The following is a 17517-nucleotide window of genomic DNA, read 5'->3' on the forward strand; positions in this document are numbered from 1 at the left end:
CCTACCACTGGCCGAAGTGGATGCCCGCGCGCTTGTGCGCGTTGGTGCTGCGCTCGACGGCGGAATCGGCGATCGTGACGCGGGTCTTGCGCCCCAGCGACCATTCCAGCAGGCGCGCGCGCATCTCGGCGCGCACCGCCTCGTGAGCCGGGCAGCGGCCCAGGTCCTGCAGCTCGCCCGGATCGTTGGCCAGGTCGTACAGCTGCTCGGGCTCGTCCTGCCAGTACACATAGCGCCAGCGGTCGGTGCGCGCCGACCAGGCGCGCGCCTGCTGCGGCGTCTTGCCGCGCAGCAGGCGCGCCTGGCGAAAGCTGTAGTCCAGCTCGGAGAACACGCAATCGCGCCATGGCGCCTGCGTCTCGCCGTGCAGCAGCGGCTGCAGCGCCCGCCCTTCGATGCGATGCGTGGGCAACGGCACCTCCAGCGCCTGCAGGATGGTCGGGACGATGTCCACCCCCTCGACCAGCTTTGCGCTGACCGTGCCGCGCACGGCGTCGCCGGCCGGGCTCGGGTCCATGACGATGAGCGGCACGCGCTGCACCGTGTCGTAGAACAGCTCTTTCTCGCCCAGCCAGTGATCGCCCAGGAAGTCGCCGTGGTCGGAGGTGAAAATGACCAGCGTGTTGCGCATCAGCCCCGCGCCTTCCATGTAGTCGAACAGCCGGCCGAGATGGTCGTCGAGCTGCTGGATCAGCCCCTGGTAGGCGGGCCGGACGATGCGCACGCAATCCTCGCGCGCGAAGCTGAGGCTTTCCTCGTGCTGGCGATAGGCCTGCACCACCGGATGGGCGTCCTCGCGCTCGGCCGCCGTGCGCAGCACCGGCAGGCATTGTTCGGGCCGGTACATGCTGTGGTAGGGCGCCGGCGCCATGTAGGGCCAGTGCGGCTTGACGTAGCTCAGGTGCAGCACCCAGGGCTGGCCGCCGCGCTGCCGCATGAAATCCAGCGCCTGGCCGGTCATGTAGGCCGTCTCGGAATGCGCCTCGCGCACCCGCGACGGCAGATAGGTATTGCGCATGTGCCAGCCGCTGACCACCTGCCCGCCGGCGTCGATGGCCGAGATGACGTAGTCGCTCCAGGGGTCGGGCGAGTCATAGCCGTGGCGGCGCAGGAAAGCGGGATAGCCGCTTTCGGCGCCGGGCTCGTGGTGGCCATCGTAGCGGTCCAGCTCGCGAAAGCCGCCCCGGCTCAGCAGCAGGCCCAGCTCCGAACCGCCATCCAGGGCCAGCCGCTGCATGCCCGCCGCGTCGGGCAGCACATGGGTCTTGCCGGCCAGCGCCAGGTCCAGGCCATGGCCGGCCAGGTATTCGCCCAGCGTCACCTCCCCCACCGACAAGGGCACGCGGTTCCAGGTGGCGCCGTGGCTGGAGGGATAGCGGCCGGTGTAGTAGCTCATGCGCGACGGTCCGCACACGCCCGAGTTGACGAAGGCCCGCTCGAACCGCACCCCGCGGCGCGCCAGCGCGTCCAGGCTGGCGGTGCGCAGGTAGGGGTGGCCGTAGCAGCCCAGGTGGTCGGCCCGCAGCTGGTCGGCCATGATGAACAGCACGTTCTGCACTTGTGTCATGACGGATTCCGGCCGCTTACTGGGTGGCGGTGAAGCCGGACTGGCGCACCACCGGCTCCCATTGGTCGCGATAGGCCCGCAAGGAGGCGGCGGTCTGCGCCGCGTCCTGCGCGACCGGCTCCAGGTTGACCGCGCGCACGGCCTGCTGCATGGCGGGCTCGCTCATGACGGCGGCGATATCGCGGCCCAGCCGCTCGACCTTGTCCGCCGGCATGGCCGCCGGGGCGAAGAAGGCGTTCCAGCCGTCGGCGGCCAGGTCCACGCCCGCTTCGCGAAAGGTCGGCACGTCGGGCAGTTGCGCGTCGCGCGTCTGGCCCGAGGTGGCCAGGATGCGCAGCTTGCCCGCCTGGTGCTGCGGCAGCAGCGTATCGAGCGTGTCGATCCCCTGGCCGAGGATGCCGCCGATCAGCTCGGTGATCAGCGGGCCCGATCCGCGGTACCCCACCACCTCGACGTCTTCGCCCACTTCGCGGCCCAGCATGAGGGCAAAGAAGTGCGGCAGGCTGCCGGTGGCCGGCACCCCCACCGTCAATTGCTTCGGATGCGCGGCGATCCATTGGCGCAGGTCGGCCAGCGTGCGCAGCGGCGAACCGGCCGGCACCGCCAGCGCGAACTTGTAGCGGCTGGCCAGCGACAGCGGCTGGAAATCGCGCTGCGCGTCGTAGCCGGGCTGGGCGTAGACCAGCGGCGCCACCACCATGACCGCCGGGTTGGCCAGCATCAGCACATTCTGCTGCGCCGAGGCCTGCCGCAAGGCCTGCGCCGCGATGCGCCCGCCCGCGCCGGTCTTGTTCTCGACGATGACCGGCACGCCTACCCGGTCTTTCAGGCGCTCGGCCACCAGCCGGGCGATACGGTCGGAACTGCCGCCGGGCGCATAGCCCACCACAATGGTCAGCGGGCCGTCCAGCGGCGCGGCCGCCTGCGCCGCCGGCCCCGACATTCCCAGCGCCAGGACGGCCGCCAGCATCGACTTGAACATCGCTTGTCTCCTTTCATTGTTGTGCCGACAATCTAACAAGCCGATACTCGATGGATCTAATCCAATAAGCCCCGCAAGGTCTCCAACGCCGCCATGTCCCGCCCTGCCGCCTGTCTCCAGGATATGCTGATGTACCGGCTGTACCAGGCCTGGTCGCAGTCCAACCCGGTGTTCGTCCGCCTGTGCGAAGGCCGCTACGGCATCACCCGGCGCGAATGGCGCATCCTGGCCGCGGCGGTCGAGCACGGCCGCATGACGTCGGCGGCGCTGGCCGCCGCGGCCAGCCTGGACCTGGTGCGCACGTCGCGCACCGTCGGGGCGCTGTGCCGCAAGGGCTGGCTGCAGCGCGAACACGGCCTGTCGGACCGCCGCGTGGTGCACATCGAGGCCACCGAGGCCGGCCTGGCGCACTACCAGGCGGTGCTGCCCGCGGTGGCCCAGCTCAACGACCTGCTGGCCGAATCGCTGGATCCGGCCGAAATCGACCAGTTGCGCGACCTCCTGGCGCGCATCGAGGCGCGCGGCCGCGCCATGGCCGCCGGCAACCTGATCGCCGAGAAGGCCGACCGCCGCGCCGGCGGAACCCGGCGCCCGCGCGAGACCGGCCCCCACCCCCGCTGACGCGCCGCGCTGCAAGGCCGGCTGTGTTTCATCGCCGAAACAGTTTGCGCAAAATACTTAATGTGAATCATTCTGATTGACGATAGAATTTGCAGTCTTAGACATACAAAGGAAAGAGGACTCCCCTTGGACAACCGCACGCCACAGCGGCGCCGCCCGGCCGCGCCGCGCCTGCTGCATCTGTCGCTGGCCGCCTCGCTGGCGGCCGGCGCCGCCCAGGCGCAGACCGCCACCGAAGCCACCACCCTGCCCGCCGTGCAGGTCACCGGCAGGGGCGAGACCGCCACCGGCCCGGTCGACGGCTATGCCGCCACGCGCAGCGCCACCGCCACCAAGACCGATACCCCGCTGTCGGAAACCCCGCAGGCCGTCACGGTGATCCCGCGCGAGCAGATCATCGACCAGGGCGCGCAGAACGTGCAGGACACCATGAACTACGCCGCGGGGGTGCGCCCCAACGCCTATGGCGTGGACAACCGCGGCGACTACGTGCGGGTGCGCGGGGTGGAACCGGTCCAGTATCTCGACGGCCTGAAGCAGTTCTTCAACTACAACAATCCGCGCACCGAGGTCTACGGGCTCGAGCGCGTCGAAGTCCTGCGCGGCCCGGCCTCGATGCTGTACGGCCAGGGCAGCACCGGCGGCGTGGTCAACCTCGTCAGCAAGCGGCCGCAGCCCGAGGCCATGCGCGAGATCGGCGTGACCGTGGGCAACCACAACCGCAAGGAGATCCAGGCCGATCTCACCGGCCCGCTGACCGAGGACGGCACCTGGCTGTACCGGGTGGTGGCCCTCGGACGCGACAGCGACACGCAGGTCCAGTACACCAAGGACGACCGCATGATGGTCGCGCCGTCGCTGACCTGGCAGCCCAGCGCCGCCACCTCGCTGACGCTGCAGGCCTATTGGCAGAAGGACAAGTCGGGCACGACCCAGGCCTTCCTGCCCTGGAGCGGCACGGTCAGCGGCAACCCCAACGGCCGCATCCCCACCCGCCGCTTCACCAGCGAACCCGGCTTCGACCGCTACGACACCGAGCAATTCAGCGTGGGCTGGCAGTTCGAGCACAAGTTCAACGACAACTGGAAAGTGCGCCAGAACCTGCGCCACACTTCCAGCAAGGTCGACTACAGCACGCTGTATCCGGCGGTCTACGGCAACCCCGACAATCCCTTCATCGACGCCGACCAGCGCGTGGTCAATCGCTACCTGTACATCAAGAACCCGCGCATGCGTTCCTTGCTGGCCGACCAGAACCTCGAAGGCAAGGTGAACTGGGGCCGCGCCGAACATACCCTGCTGATGGGCGTGGACTACAGCCGCTATCGCGAGACCGGCGAGACCGGCAGCGGGTTCGGCGCGCCGCTGGACCTGTACCAGCCGGTCTACGGCACCCTGCCCGACTATGCCATGTCGGACGTGCCCAAGAACAAGCAGCAGCAGATCGGCGTCTACCTGCAGGACCAGATCAAGTTCGACCGCAACTGGATCGTGGTGGCGGGCCTGCGCCACGACCGCGTCGCCAACAGCGTCGAGGGCGCCGACAAGGAAACCGACAACGCCACCACCAAGCGGCTGGGCCTGATGTACGCCGCCGACAACGGCTGGTCGCCCTACCTCAGCTACAGCGAGTCGTTCACCCCCATCGCCGGCACCGACAACAGCGGCAACCGCTGGGTACCGATGCGCGGCAAGCAATGGGAAGCAGGCCTGAAGTACATGCCGCAGGACACCGGCTATGAAGCCACCCTGGCGGCCTACGACCTGCGCGAGCGCAACCGCCAGACCAACGACCCGTCCGATCCCACCAACCAGGTGCAGACCGGCAAGACCAGGACGCGCGGCATCGAACTGGAATTCCGCGGCCGCGTCACGCCGCAGATGGATGTGATCGCCAACTACAACTACACCGACATCGACCCGCAGCTCGAAGGCCTGCCCAAGCACACGTTCTCGCTGTGGAGCAAATACCGGTTCAGCGTGGGCGATGTGCATGGCTTTGCCGCCGGCGCCGGCGTGCGCTACCTGAACGCGTTTCGCGACGGGTCCGCGCCCGAGACCGGCTCGGTGGCCCTGTTCGACGCCATGCTCAGCTACGACACCGGTTCGTGGCGCTATGCGCTGAACGTCGCCAACATCGCCGACAAGACCTACGAGGTGGTGTGCCTGCGGCGCGGCGATTGCTTCTACGGCCAGCGCCGCACGGTCACCCTGAGCGCCATGTACCGCTTCTAGCGGTACGCCGTCAGCGCATCTCGAACAGCTCCTGGTGAAAGCATGCCGGCGGCATGCCGCGGGCAGCCAGGCCTTCGCGCAGGGCCTGGCCGAACCCGGCCGGCCCGCAGAACCACACTTCCGATTGCACGGCCCGCGGCAGCATGTCGACCAGGCGCTCGGCGCTCAGCTTGCCGTCGCGCTGCGTCACCAGCACGTGCAGGCCGACCCGGGCGCGCTCGGCCAGGGCGCGCAGCTCGCCGATGAAATCCGGGTCCGGCGCGTTGGTGGAATACACCAGGTCCACCTCGTGCGCCGGCGCGCCATCGGAGCGCGCCGCGGCCATGTCCTGGAGCCGCGCCAGGAACGGCGTGATACCGATGCCGCCCGCCACCAGGATCTGCGGCCTGCCGTTCGCGCGGAAATCGAAGCGCCCATAGGGCCCCTCCACCGTCACGCCGTCGCCCACCCGCAAGCGCGCCGGCAGGCTGCGGGTGTAGTCGCCCAGACCCTTGATGCTGAAGCGCAGCAAGCCGTCGTCGCGCCAGGCCGACGAAATGGTGAACGGGTGCGCGCCCTCGGCGCGGTCGAAGGTCACGAACGCGAACTGGCCCGCCCTGTGCCCGGGCCAGCGCGTTTCCAGCTGCACGTCGACCTGCATCACCGCGTTGTCGGCGAATCGCTCCAGCCGCGCAATGCGGCCGGCGGCCTGGCGCGGACGGCCGATCAGGCCCAGCAGCGACAACAGCGCGCCCGCGCCGCCGGCGGCCATGACCACGGCCATCACCGGCCCGATGGGCCCGCGCCAGTAGGCCGGCGCCATCAGCACCACGGCATGGAACACGAACACCAGGTACAGCGCGGGCATCAGCCGGTGCGTGCGGAAGAAGTGCCGGTACGGAAAGCGCTTGTACAGGGCCAGCGCGGCCAGCAGCAGCAAGGCGTACAGCCCCCACTCGCCCAGGCTCTTGGCCACCCCGTGCCAGGCCTGGAACGGGTCGTACAGGGCCGCCTGCCCGGCCGGCGCGGGCACGCGCGGCGGCCGCACGGTCCAGCCCTGCGCGGCCATCCAGGGCGGCACGATCTTCAGCAGCCAGTGCGTCAGCGCCAGCGCCACGCCGCCCAGGCCCAGCCACTTGTGCAGCCGGTAGAACTTGTCCAGCCCTCCCAGGGCGCCTTCGAAGCGGGCCGGCCGCGCCGCCAGGATCACGCCCAGCGACATCATGCCCAGGGCCAGGATGCCGGTGTAGTAGATCAGGGGCTTGCGCATGGCCCAGAAGCCCTCGCCCCATGCGCCGGGTGGGTTCTGGCTCAGCCACAGGACGGACAGGGCCGCAACCAGCAGAATGAATATTGTTCTCAGGCGTCGCATCGCATCTCCGGAACGAGCGCGATGGCGTTTGCGGAAAATCCCAGTCGCGCCAGGCCCATTATGCATCGGGCGCTCGCCGCCGGCCTTGATCTGGCGCAACGCGGCCGCGCGCGCGGTCAGCCCGCCAGCGCCGCGCGCACCCGCTCGGGCGTAAACGGCGGCTCGCGAAAGCGCCGGCCGGTGGCGTCGAACAGGGCGTTGGCCAGCGCGGCGGCGCCCGGCACCGAGGCCGATTCTCCCGCGCCCATGGGCGGCTGGTCCTGGCGCGGCATCAGCACGACCTCGATCGGCGGCACCTCGGTGAAACCGAGGATGGGATAGGCGCCCCACTCCATGCTGCTGACGCCGGCCTGGTTGAACGACACCTGCTCCTTCAAGGCGCGGCTGAGCGACTGGATCACATTGCCGTGCAACTGGTGGCGCACGCCATCGGGGTTGACGGTCATGCCGGTATCCTGGCCCACCACCACCCGTTCGACCGTGATGGCGCCGCTGCGCGCATCGACGGCCAGGTCCACCACCCAGGCCGCCCAGGCCGCGCCGAAACCCGGAAACTTGCTGTGCACGTAGCGCGCGTAGGCCAGGCCCCGGCCGCGCAGCCGATGCCGTGCGTCCGCCTGGCCGCGGCTGCCGCGCCGCCCTTCCCGCCAGCCGGCGCGGCTTGCCACTTCGCGCAGCAGGTCGATGGCGCGCGGATCGTCCAGGTGGCGCAGGCGAAACGCCAGCGGATCGGCCTGGGCGCGTTCGGCCAGTTCGTCGATGAAGCAGTCGTGCGCGAACGAATTGGGCAGGGCCGACACGCCGCGCAGCCAGGCCGCGCGCATGATGGCGGCGGTATCGTGGCACACCACGCGCAGCCTGTCGTAGCGATACGGCGGCACGGCCGTACGGTCGCCCATCTGCAGCGTACGCGGCCCGGCGGCGAGCGTCCCGGTCAGCAGCAGGGCCAGCAAGGGCGCGTCATTGGACGGATAGCGGGTGGCGAAGTCGTAGGCGGCCAGGCCGCCTTGCGCGTCGACCGCGCCACGGACTTCCATCAGCTGCGCCGCGCCCTTGGGCTCCCAGGCGTGCTCCTGCTCACGGCTGAGCTGCACCCGCACCGGCCGTCCCACCGCGCGCGACAGCAGCGCGGCGTCGGCGCAGACATCGTCGGCGCAATTGCGGCCATAGCAGCCGGCCGCCTCCATGCGGACGATCTCGATGCGCGACTCGCCCAGGCCGAGCAGGCGGTCCAGGTCGATGCGCAGCATATGGGGATTCTGCGTGCCCGACCAGACCGTCAGGCCATCGGGGCGGTAGTCGGCCAGCCCGCAGGACGGGCCGATCGATCCGTGCATCTGGTACGGCCATACGTAGGTGCGGCGCAGCGCGTCCGGGTGCGCCAGCGCCGCGTCCACATCGCCTTGCGCCACCAGTTCGCGCGGCGTGGCCGGCTGGTCGCGCAGCGCGCGCGCCAGGTCGCTCAGGTCGGGCGCGGGCGGCGGCGCGGCCCAATGCACTTTCAACTGGCGCGCCGCCTTGATGGCCTGCTCCTCGCGCTCGGCCACCACGCCGACGAAATCGCCCAGCACCACCACATCGACGATGCCGGGCAGGTGCGCGATCGAGGCGCGGTCCACGTCGCGCAGGCTGTGGCCCACAAAGCCGCCGACATCCCGTCCCGGATAGGGCGGACGCACGACCCGGCCGTGCAGCATGCCCGGCAGCCGCATATCGTGCACATAGGTGAGCTGGCCGGTGGCCTTGGCCGGAATGTCCACGCGCGGCACCGCCCGGCCCACGACGCGATATTGCGCGCTGGGCTTGAGCGCCACCGCGTCGGCCAAGGCCAGCGTGGCGCCGCCGCCGGCCAGCAATGTCCAGTAATCGGTGGCGCGGCCGTTCCCGGCGCGCACGACGCCATCGTCCACGCGCAACATGTCGGCGGGCATCCCCAAGGCGTCGGCGGCGCGCGCCAGCAGCCAGGCGCGCGCCTGCGCGGCCGCCTTGCGCAGCGGCACGGCGGTGATCTGGATCGTGGCGCTGGCGATCGTCGGCCCCTGGTTCGGCGCGGCCTCGGTATGCCCCAGCACCATCTCCACCCGCTCGAACGCCACGTCGAGCTCCTCGGCCACGATCTGCGCCAGCGCCGTGCGCACGCCCGTGCCCAGGTCCACGTGCCCGTTGAACGCCTGCACCCGGCCGTCGGCGCGCACCGCGATGAACACGTCCGGCGTGGCCGGCACATAATCGGACGCCGCGCCCGGCTGCCCCGGCGCGGGCCGCGCCCCCGCCGTCGGCGCGCGCGTGACCAGCAAGGCGTCCGCGGCGCGCAGCAAGGCCTCTCGTTGCGATCTGGGTGTTTGCATGACCGTCCTCATACTCGGCGCGTCTGTGCCCGCAGGGAGCAAGATTCGGCAGGAGCCTGTCCCCACGGGAAGGGCAGGCACCCAGGATTCGGCAGGTGCCTGTCCCCACGGGAAGGGCAGGCACCCAGGATTCGGCAGGTGCCTGTCCCCCGTGCGGGGACAGGCACCTGGGTGTGTGTGTGTCACTTTGTCTTTGCCAGCGCCTCGTCATGCGTCATCACGGCGGCGTATTTCTGGCGCATGTCGAACAGGTTGGCCTCGTGCGGGCCCAGCGCGCGATCGCCCACGCAATCGGACAGCACCAGCGGCCGAAAACCCGCCGACATCGCGTCGACCACGCTGGCGCGCACGCACCCGCTGGTGGTCGCCCCGGCCACCAGCAGCGTCTGCACCCCGCGCTGCGCCAGCCACGCCGCCAGCATCGTCCCGTAGAACGCCGACGGCGTGCTCTTGCGCACCACGTACTCGCCGGCCTGCGGCGCGAGCTGCGGCACGATCGCGCTGGCCGGCGCGTGCTCCTTGAGCGTGAGCATCCCCGGCACCTTGATGCTGAAAATGTTGCCGTCGGCATCGTCATCGGCATACACGATGCGGCTGTGCGCCACCGCCCAGCCCCGCTCGCGCGCGGCCGCCAGCACCGTGCGCGTGGTCTCGATCGCCGCCGCGATGTTGCCCCCGCCAAACTGCGCCGGGTCCGCGAACCCGTTGACGAAGTCCACGATCAGCAGCCCGTACGGCGCCTTCAACGGCAGCGCCGCCCCGAACCCCTGGCGCTCGTAGCTGCCCAGATCATTGCCCATGTCCCTGCCCCTTCCTCAGTCCAGTACCTTGCCCTCGCGCACCACTTCGCGCCCGTCCAGGCGCACCGTGCAGCGGCGCAGCGGAATGTCGATATGGCAGGCCGTCGTGCGGCTGCCCCCCGCCTCGTTGTTCGGCCCCAGCGAGAACAGGAAATTGCCCTCGTAGGCCCGCGCATCCATGCCGATGGTCGCCTCCCGGTCGTACAACCCCAGCGTGGTCCAGCTCGCCCGCGGCTGCAGGCCCCAGCCGATGTGCGAGATCGCGTACGCCTGCGGGTCCTTGAACGTGGCCACGTACTCGCGCAGCATCTCCGCATCCAGCCCCCCTTCGATGCGCGTCGCGTAGCCGTTTTCCACCGTCAGCACGATCGGCTCGCTCACGTACGACTTCTGCGGCAGCAAAATGTCGCCCCGGTCGATCACGATCGTGCCGTTGGCCGAGCCCTCGTCGGGCCAGGTCAGCGCAAACCCGCTGGGCCAGTGGTCCCACCGCCCCGGCTCGTCCACGTAGCCGTACTCGCTGATCGCCGGAAACTCCCCCAGCCCGCAGCGCAGCCGCGTGCCCGCCTCCGACTCCACCGTCATCTCGCGCGCCCCCGCGATCCGCGCCGCCGCCGCCTTGACCCGCTGCCGGTCCCCCTCGGTGGGCACCAGCCGCGCCAGCACCTCCGGCGGCTCGACCGCCAGCAAAATCTTCGTGCCCCCCTGCAGGATCTCGTGCTGCTCGGGCGAGAACAGCAGCGTCATCAGGTCCAGCACCAGGTCGCTGGCCTTGAGCATCGCGATCGCCGCCTTGTTGCCCGTCAGCGGCGTGGTCCCCAGGTACGCCAGCGCGTCGCGGCTGAGCGCCTTCTCCCCATTGACCGGCGGCAGGTCCAGCCGATTGACCACCGCCCCCAGCGACTGCGCCGCCACCAGCGCCGTGCCCAGCGTCTGCGGGTGCGTGGCCGCGCTGGTCAGCACCGTCACCGTCTGCCCCGCCTGCAGCCTGGACAGGCTCAGCACCTGCGTCCAGGCCCGGATCATCTCGTAATCGCTCACCGGCATCGCCACTCTCCTTGTGTCATCGCGGCCTCAGCCCGCCCGCAGGCGCGCGCCCAGAAAATCCCCGAACGCCGCGTAAAAACCTTCCTCGTTGTCCCACGGAATCATGTGCCCCGCGCCCGCCACCCGCACGTGCGCCGTGCCCGGCGCCAGCGCCTCGATCTCGGCCACGTCCGCATCGAGCACCACCTCGCCGCGCTCGGCCGTCATCAGCAGCCGCGCCGCCCGCACCCGCGGCAGGTCCGCGTGCACGTCGTCCTCGTGAAACCCCTCGAAGCTGGCGATCACCGCCCGCTCCTCGCACGTGTGCAGCCACTCGGCGCGCAGCTGCAGCTGCTCGGCCGTCCAGCTCGGGCAGTACGCCTTCATCTGCTCGCCCGTCATCCCCTGGCGCGCCTGCGCCATCGAGTCCACGTACCACGGCAGCTTCGACGGGTACGCCCGCCGGCCCGGCCCCGACACCGGCGGATCCACCATCGCCAGCCGCGCCAGCCCCGCCTCGCCCGTGCGCGCCGCACGGATCCCGATGCGCGCGCCCATCGAATGGCCCACCACGCTGTAGCGCGACAGCCCCAGCGCGCGCGCAAACGCCAGCAGGTCCTCGGCCTGCGCATCCAGGCCATAGTCCAGCTGCGGCCCCGACTGCGACAGCCCCCGCCCGCGCACATCCAGGATGTAGGTGTCGAACTGCTCGCCAAAACGCTCGCCCACGAACCCCCAGGTCACCGCCGGGCTGGTGATCCCCGGCACGATGATCACCGGATCGCGACCGGCCCGCTCGCCCCCATAGCGCAGGTAGTGCTGCCGGATCCCGTTGGCCTGCACGTTGCCGCCATACCGAAAATTGCTCATCGCTCGCTCCTCCCCCGGCTCAGTACGCGCCCGACAGCAGCGCGCCCGCACCGGGCACCACCGCCTCCAGACCCAGCGCCTTGAGCATCGCGTACGTCGTGGCCACCGCCGCCGTCACCACCGGCTTGCCCGTCTGCGCCTCCACCTTCGCAATCGCCCCCAGCGACGGCATCTGCACGCACGCCGACAGCACGATCACATCCGCCTCGCGATAGTCCAGCCCCGCCACGATCTCCGGCAGCCGCCCCGCATCATGGCGCCCCACCTCCAGGTTGTCCGCAATCTCCAGCGCCCGGTAATCCACCACCTCGTAGCCCTCGTTCCCGATGTAGTCCACCACCAGCTCGGTCAGCGGCTTCATGTACGGCGCCACCACCGCGATCTTCTTCGCCCCCATCACCTTCAACCCATCGACCAGCGCCCCCGCGCTGGTGATCACCGGCGCCTCGCCCCCATTGGCCGCCGTGTGCGCCGTCAGCCGCGCCTGCGACTGGCGGTGATACCCCCGGCCCATCGCCATGATCGCCACCAGGCACGCATAGCCCAGCACGTCCACCCGCGCATCGCTCAGCTCCACCGCGCACCGATCCGACTCCGCGTCCATCGCCGCCAGCTCCTCCTTGACCACCTTCTTCATCCGCATCCGGCTCGAATGAAAGGTGAAACGCTCACCACGAATCTGCTGGCGCGCCAGCAGCATCGCCGGAATCTCCGTCTCCATCGTCGTATTCGAACTCGGCACGATCTGGCCAATGCGGTAGGTCTTCTGCACGCCCTGCTCCCGGTAACCGGACGCCGAAAGACGCCCTTAATAAGATGTGTACGCTTTATTTTCACAGCTATGCCACGGCATGGCAATAGATCGGATCACGCCTTTCCGGATCATCCATCTAAGGGAAAACCCGCACAAAAGTTCCACATAGACAACAGCTTGCTGCAAACCATCGCCATACCGGACAGCCTCGAACGAACCGCCTGGCGATTCCCTGTTTACTTGCCATTTTTGAGTGTGTACACTTTATTTTCATGAGCACCGCAGGTCCGCTCCACGCCTCACTCCAGGAGAAACACCGTGCAAGGCAAACCCAGAATCGCTGTCATCGGCGCCGGTCTCGGCGGTACCGCGGGCGCGGCGCTCATGGCGCGCGCCGGCTTCAATGTACGCCTGTACGAGCAGGCGCCGGCCTTCTCCCGCCTGGGGGCAGGCATCCATCTCGGCCCCAACGTGATGAAGATCATGCGGCGCATCGGCATCGAGGACGAGCTCAACCGCCAGGGCTCGCATCCGGACTACTGGTACAGCCGCGACTGGCAGAGCGGCGCGGAGCTGGCCCGCATTCCGCTGGGCGACTACGCGGTCTCGCATTACGGCGCCACGTACCTGACGGTGCACCGCGGCGACTTCCATGCCCTGATGACCGCCGCCCTGCCGGCGGGCCTGCTGCAGTTCAACAAGCGCCTGACGCGCGTGGACGAGGACGACGACGTGGTGCGCCTGCATTTCGCCGACGGCTCGGTCGAGGAAGCCGAGATCGTGATCGGCGCCGACGGCGTCAACTCCCGGCTGCGCGAACACCTGCTGGGCGCCGAGCTGCCCAAGTACACCGGCTACGTGGCGCACCGCGCGGTATTCCCCACGCCGCTGGACAGCGGCTCGCTGCCCTTCGACATGTGCGTCAAGTGGTGGTCGGACGATCGCCATATGATGGTTTACTTCGTCACCGGCAAGCGCGATGAGATCTATTACGTGACCGGCGTGCCCGAGCAGCAATGGGACATGGGCAAGAGCTGGGTGCCCAGCAGCAAGGCGGAAATGCGCGCAGCCTTCGCCGGCTGGCATCCGACCGTGCAGGCGCTCATCGAGGCCACGCCCGAGGTTTCCAAATGGCCCCTGCTCGAACGCGATCCGCTGCCGCTGTGGAGCCGCGGCCGCATCGTGCTGCTGGGCGACGCCTGCCACCCGATGAAGCCGCACATGGCGCAAGGCGCGGCCATGGCGATCGAGGACGCCGCCATGCTGACGCGCATCTTCGAGCAGACCGGGCTGCAGGACCATGCCGCCGCCTTCCGCCTGTACGAGGACAACCGCGCCGAACGCGCCAGCCGCGTGCAGCGGGTATCGCACGACAATACATGGCTGCGCACCAACGAAAACCCGGACTGGTGCTTCGGCTACGACGTGTACGCCGAGCCGCTGGTCGAGGGCCGGCGCGCGGCGGCCTGAGGCCGCCGGCCGCCGGCGCGCCACCAGGGGTTATCCCCCTGGCCGCGCGGCGCCCAGTCCGGATAACCTGCGCAGCTTGCCGCGCCGCATCGAGGTTTGCCGTATCGCCATGCTTGCAGCCACTCGCGACTTCACGCTCGAGGTCAACGCCAGCCGCCACACGGTGACGGCGGACCCCGACACCCCGCTGCTTTACATCCTGCGCAACGACCTGTGCCTGAACGGGCCCAAGTTCGGCTGCGGACTGGGCGAATGCGGCGCGTGCGCCGTCCTGATCGACGGCGTGGCCGCGCGCGCCTGCACGATACCCGTGCGCGGCGCGGCCGGGCACGCCATCACCACCCTCGAAGGGCTGGGCACGCCGCAGGCGCCCGGCCCGGTGCAGCAGGCCTTCATCGACGAGCAGGCCGCGCAATGCGGGTACTGCCTCAACGGCATGATCATCGCCACCCAGGCGCTGCTGCTGCGCAATGCCGCGCCGACCGACGAGGACATCCGCCGCGAGCTGCAGTACCACCTGTGCCGCTGCGGCACCCATATCGAAATCATGGCGGCGGTGCGCCGCGCGGCGCGCCTGTGGGCCGCGCGGCAGGCATGAGCCGCGCCGGCCCGCCGGACGCCGGCCCCATGGCCGCCATGCCGGCCGGCAGTGCCGACCTGGCGCCGCCGGCCGCCGGCGTGCTGGCCGGCCTGGTGCTGCGCCCCCCGCGCGCCAGCTGGAATGGCGAACGCTATACCGGCCCGCGCGCCGCCCACGTCGACGACAACGCCCTGCAAGGCTTGCCCGGCATCGTGCGCGTGCTCGTGGCGCGCGACTTCGTCGGCATCGTCGCCACCCGGCCGGAGCTGGCGCAGCAGGCCGCCGCGCGGCTGCCGGTACAGTGGCGCGCCGCCCCGCCGGGCGCCGACGCCCACCCGCTATGGCAACACGGCCCCGCCGACGCCGACGCGCCGATGGCGCTCGAACAGCGCTACCGCTGGCCGGCGGCGGACAGCCACGGCATGTCGACCTGGGCGCTGGCCTGGTGGCGCGAGGGCGCGCTGACCGTGTGGACGGCGGCCGCCGCGCCGGCGCTGCGGCGCGAACTGGCCGCCTTGCTGGACCTGCCGCCGGATGCGGTGCGCGTGCTGGCCTATGGCGTCCCGCCCGGGCAGGCCGCCGACCTCGCGGCCCTCGACACGGCCGCCGACGCGGCGCTGCTGTCGCGCGCGGTGGGCCAGCCGGTGCGCGTGGCCGGCAGTCCGATAGCATGGCCCGCGCCGGCCAGCGGCGCGATCCGGCTGGGTGCGGACTTCGACGCGCAAGGCGGCGTTGCCGCGCTGCGCATCCGCCACGACGGCGCCGGCCTGGCCCGCCCCAGCCTGGCCCGCCTGCTGGCCGGCGGCGCGGGCGCCGCGCCCGCCGATGCCCCGCCCTACCGCTTTGGCGCCGTCCGGCTGGCCGCCGACAGCCAGGGCACCTTGCCGCCCGGCGCGGCCCGCCTGCCCGGGCAGCGCGCGGCCCAGGTGTTCGCGCTGGAGTCGTTTCTCGACGAGGCCGCGATCCGCGCCGGCGTCGATCCGGTCGAGTACCGGCTGCGCCACCTGGACGATGCGCGCGGCGCGGCGCTGATCCGGCAAGTCGCGCAGCAGGCCGGCTGGCAGGCATCCGGGCGCGGCGGACGCGGCTTCGCCTATGCCAGCGTCATCGACGACAGCGTCGACCCGCCGCTGCGCAGCTGGTCGGCCTGGGTGGCCGACGTATCGGTCGACCCCGACAGCGGCAGCGTCGCGCTGACCCGCGTGGTGGTCGGCCACGACCTCGAAGCGGCGGCCGCGCCCGGCCAGGACGCGCCGCGCATCGAACAGCATCTGCGCGATACCGCGGGCCGCCTGCTCGGCCCGCCGGCCGCCTACGACGACTGGAGCATCCCCGCCGCGCCGATCGCCGGCCAGCTGCCGACACCGGAAGTCGTGCGTCCGGCCCGCGCGCTGGCCACGCCGGCCGCGCTGGCCTGGTCCGACACCGCATCGCTGCCTGCCGCGGCCGCGGTGGCCAATGCGATTTTCGACGCCACCGGCATCCGCCTGCGCGAGCCGCCCTTCAACGGCGCGCAGGCGCGCCGCGCCCTGTCCGCCGCCGCGCCGGCGCGCCGCGGCAATCGTGGCGCCTACGCCTGGCTGGGCGGCATTGCCGCCGCGGCGGCCGGGCTGGTGGTCGCCGCCTGGCCGTGGCGTCCGGCCATCGCGCCCATCGCCGGGCCCGAACCCGGCCTGTATTCGGCCGCGGCGATCGAACGCGGCCGGCTGGTGGCCGCCGCCGGCGACTGCGTGGTGTGCCACACCGCGCCGGGCGGCGCGCCCAATGCCGGCGGGCTGGCGCTGGACACCCCGTTCGGCGCCATCTACACCACCAACATCACGCCCGACGTCGCGACCGGCATCGGGCAATGGTCGTATGCGGCGTTCGAGCGCGCCATGCGCCAAGGCATCCACCGCGATGGCCGCCAGCTGTACCCCGCCTTCCCCTACACCTCGTTCGCCAAGCTGAGCGAGGCCGACATGCAGGCGCTGTACGCCTATCTGATGGCGCAGCCGCCGGTGGCGGCCACGCCGCCGCCGACGCGCCTGCCCTTCCCCTACAACCTGCGCCCGCTGATGGCCGGCTGGAATGCGCTGTTCCACGATGCGCGCCCCTACCAGCCCGACCCCGAACGCTCGACGCTGTGGAACCGCGGCGCCTATCTGGTGCAGGGCGCCGGGCACTGCGGCGCCTGCCACACCCCGCGCAACAGCCTGGGCGCCGAACGCGGCGGCGAACGGCACTTCCTGGGCGGCGGCGTGGCCGAAGGCTGGGACGCTCCCGCCCTGAACGCCTTGTCGCGCGCGCCGGTGCCGTGGACCGAACAAGATCTCTACGCCTATCTGCGCACCGGCTTCTCGGCGCGCCACGGCGTGGCCGCCGGCCCGATGGCGCCGGTCGTGCAAAGCATGGCCCAGCTGCCCGATGCGGACGTGCGCGCCATGGCGCACTACCTGTCGTCGCTGGGCCCGGCCGCCGACAGCGCCGGCGTCGAAGCCACGGTGCAGGCGCTGGAGCGCGCCAGCGAACCCGGCGCGCGCCTGCTGCCGCCAAACGGCGAGCGCCTGTTCCAGGGCGCGTGCGCCGTCTGCCACGAAACGCGCCATACCGCGCCGCAATTCGGCGTGCGGCCGTCGCTGGCGCTCAACACCAATCTGCACAGCGCGCGCCCCGACAACCTGATCCAGGTCATCCTGCACGGCATCGTCGAGCCCGCCAACGGCCAGCTGGGCTACATGCCCGCCTTCGGCGACAGCCTGGACGCCGGACAGATCGCCGAACTGGTGCAATACATGCGCGCCCGCTTCGCGCCGGGCGAGCCGGCCTGGCAGGACGTCGCGCAACGGGTGCGGAAGCTGTCGCGGCAGCAATGAACAGAGCCGCCCGCAACAGGTGCCTGTCCCAACCGGGACAGACACCGTCTTGGCGGTC

The 17517-nt window shown here is 70.9% G+C and carries 13 protein-coding genes; 5 read left to right on the plus strand and 8 right to left on the minus strand.

Annotated features, from left to right (window positions below; genetic code table 11):
- Position 1: 1 nt before the first annotated feature.
- Together EL288_RS15450 and EL288_RS15455 are read right to left on the minus strand one after the other, a co-directional pair.
- Complete coding sequence (locus EL288_RS15450; protein ID WP_033459637.1) at positions 2 to 1567, minus strand: sulfatase-like hydrolase/transferase; 1566 nt, start codon at positions 1565 to 1567, stop codon at positions 2 to 4.
- A gap of 16 nt (positions 1568 to 1583) precedes the next feature.
- On the minus strand, positions 1584 to 2549 hold the full coding sequence (locus EL288_RS15455) for a Bug family tripartite tricarboxylate transporter substrate binding protein (protein ID WP_033459638.1): 966 nt from the start codon (positions 2547 to 2549) through the stop codon (positions 1584 to 1586).
- A gap of 93 nt (positions 2550 to 2642) precedes the next feature.
- Here EL288_RS15455 and EL288_RS15460 point away from each other — a divergent pair, with 93 nt between their 5' ends.
- Positions 2643 to 3170 carry a MarR family winged helix-turn-helix transcriptional regulator gene (locus EL288_RS15460; RefSeq protein ID WP_003810097.1) on the plus strand — a complete coding sequence of 176 codons (528 nt, stop codon included), beginning with the start codon at positions 2643 to 2645 and terminating at the stop codon, positions 3168 to 3170.
- A 126-nt stretch (positions 3171 to 3296) separates the two neighbouring features.
- Positions 3297 to 5405 (plus strand): TonB-dependent siderophore receptor, encoded by a 2109-nt coding sequence (locus EL288_RS15465; protein WP_033457766.1) that lies wholly within the window; start codon positions 3297 to 3299, stop codon positions 5403 to 5405.
- A 10-nt stretch (positions 5406 to 5415) separates the two neighbouring features.
- On the opposite strand, the gene EL288_RS15470 is transcribed toward EL288_RS15465, so the two are convergent.
- From EL288_RS15470 to EL288_RS15495, 6 genes are all read right to left on the minus strand, one after another.
- On the minus strand, positions 5416 to 6822 hold the full coding sequence (locus EL288_RS15470; protein WP_003810093.1) for a ferredoxin reductase family protein: 1407 nt from the start codon (positions 6820 to 6822) through the stop codon (positions 5416 to 5418).
- Between the two features lie 50 nt (positions 6823 to 6872).
- Positions 6873 to 9104, minus strand: coding sequence for a xanthine dehydrogenase family protein molybdopterin-binding subunit (locus EL288_RS15475; RefSeq protein ID WP_232018692.1), 2232 nt, complete (start codon positions 9102 to 9104; stop codon positions 6873 to 6875).
- A gap of 182 nt (positions 9105 to 9286) precedes the next feature.
- Positions 9287 to 9904: an isochorismatase family protein gene (locus EL288_RS15480; protein ID WP_003807378.1), complete on the minus strand. Its 618-nt coding sequence runs from the start codon at positions 9902 to 9904 to the stop codon at positions 9287 to 9289.
- A 15-nt stretch (positions 9905 to 9919) separates the two neighbouring features.
- A complete protein-coding gene (locus tag EL288_RS15485; RefSeq protein ID WP_033459516.1) occupies positions 9920 to 10951 on the minus strand; it encodes a M29 family metallopeptidase in 1032 nt (343 codons plus the stop codon).
- Between the two features lie 27 nt (positions 10952 to 10978).
- The gene (locus tag EL288_RS15490; RefSeq protein ID WP_003807374.1) at positions 10979 to 11800 is read right to left on the minus strand and encodes an alpha/beta fold hydrolase; all 822 of its coding nucleotides are present in this window, start codon (positions 11798 to 11800) and stop codon (positions 10979 to 10981) included.
- Between the two features lie 19 nt (positions 11801 to 11819).
- On the minus strand, positions 11820 to 12572 hold the full coding sequence (locus EL288_RS15495) for a maleate cis-trans isomerase family protein (protein ID WP_003807356.1): 753 nt from the start codon (positions 12570 to 12572) through the stop codon (positions 11820 to 11822).
- Between the two features lie 300 nt (positions 12573 to 12872).
- Between EL288_RS15495 and EL288_RS15500 the strand changes: the two genes are divergently transcribed.
- The 3 genes from EL288_RS15500 (at position 12873) to EL288_RS15510 (ending at position 17459) form a co-directional block, all read left to right on the plus strand.
- The gene (locus EL288_RS15500) at positions 12873 to 14024 is read left to right on the plus strand and encodes an FAD-dependent monooxygenase (RefSeq protein ID WP_010926295.1); all 1152 of its coding nucleotides are present in this window, start codon (positions 12873 to 12875) and stop codon (positions 14022 to 14024) included.
- Positions 14025 to 14133: 109 nt separating this feature from the next.
- Positions 14134 to 14622 carry a (2Fe-2S)-binding protein gene (locus tag EL288_RS15505; protein WP_003810087.1) on the plus strand — a complete coding sequence of 163 codons (489 nt, stop codon included), beginning with the start codon at positions 14134 to 14136 and terminating at the stop codon, positions 14620 to 14622.
- A complete protein-coding gene (locus tag EL288_RS15510; protein WP_080703280.1) occupies positions 14619 to 17459 on the plus strand; it encodes a c-type cytochrome in 2841 nt (946 codons plus the stop codon). Before EL288_RS15505 ends, EL288_RS15510 begins: the two co-directional genes overlap by 4 nt.
- The last annotated feature ends 58 nt before the right edge of the window (positions 17460 to 17517 follow it).

This window comes from Bordetella bronchiseptica (assembly GCF_900636925.1).
Classification (GTDB): domain Bacteria; phylum Pseudomonadota; class Gammaproteobacteria; order Burkholderiales; family Burkholderiaceae_B; genus Bordetella; species Bordetella pertussis.

Excerpts from the sequence above, each read along its gene's own strand:
- EL288_RS15450 (WP_033459637.1), bottom strand. The coding sequence starts at position 1,567 with ATGACACAAGTGCAGAACGTGCTGTTCATCATGGCCGACCAGCTGCGG.
- EL288_RS15455 (WP_033459638.1), bottom strand. The coding sequence starts at position 2,549 with ATGTTCAAGTCGATGCTGGCGGCCGTCCTGGCGCTGGGAATGTCGGGG.
- EL288_RS15460 (WP_003810097.1), top strand. The coding sequence starts at position 2,643 with ATGTCCCGCCCTGCCGCCTGTCTCCAGGATATGCTGATGTACCGGCTG.
- EL288_RS15470 (WP_003810093.1), bottom strand. The coding sequence starts at position 6,822 with ATGCATAATGGGCCTGGCGCGACTGGGATTTTCCGCAAACGCCATCGC.
- EL288_RS15475 (WP_232018692.1), bottom strand. The coding sequence starts at position 9,104 with ATGCAAACACCCAGATCGCAACGAGAGGCCTTGCTGCGCGCCGCGGAC.
- EL288_RS15480 (WP_003807378.1), bottom strand. The coding sequence starts at position 9,904 with ATGGGCAATGATCTGGGCAGCTACGAGCGCCAGGGGTTCGGGGCGGCG.
- EL288_RS15485 (WP_033459516.1), bottom strand. The coding sequence starts at position 10,951 with ATGCCGGTGAGCGATTACGAGATGATCCGGGCCTGGACGCAGGTGCTG.
- EL288_RS15490 (WP_003807374.1), bottom strand. The coding sequence starts at position 11,800 with ATGAGCAATTTTCGGTATGGCGGCAACGTGCAGGCCAACGGGATCCGG.
- EL288_RS15505 (WP_003810087.1), top strand. The coding sequence starts at position 14,134 with ATGCTTGCAGCCACTCGCGACTTCACGCTCGAGGTCAACGCCAGCCGC.
- EL288_RS15510 (WP_080703280.1), top strand. The coding sequence starts at position 14,619 with ATGAGCCGCGCCGGCCCGCCGGACGCCGGCCCCATGGCCGCCATGCCG.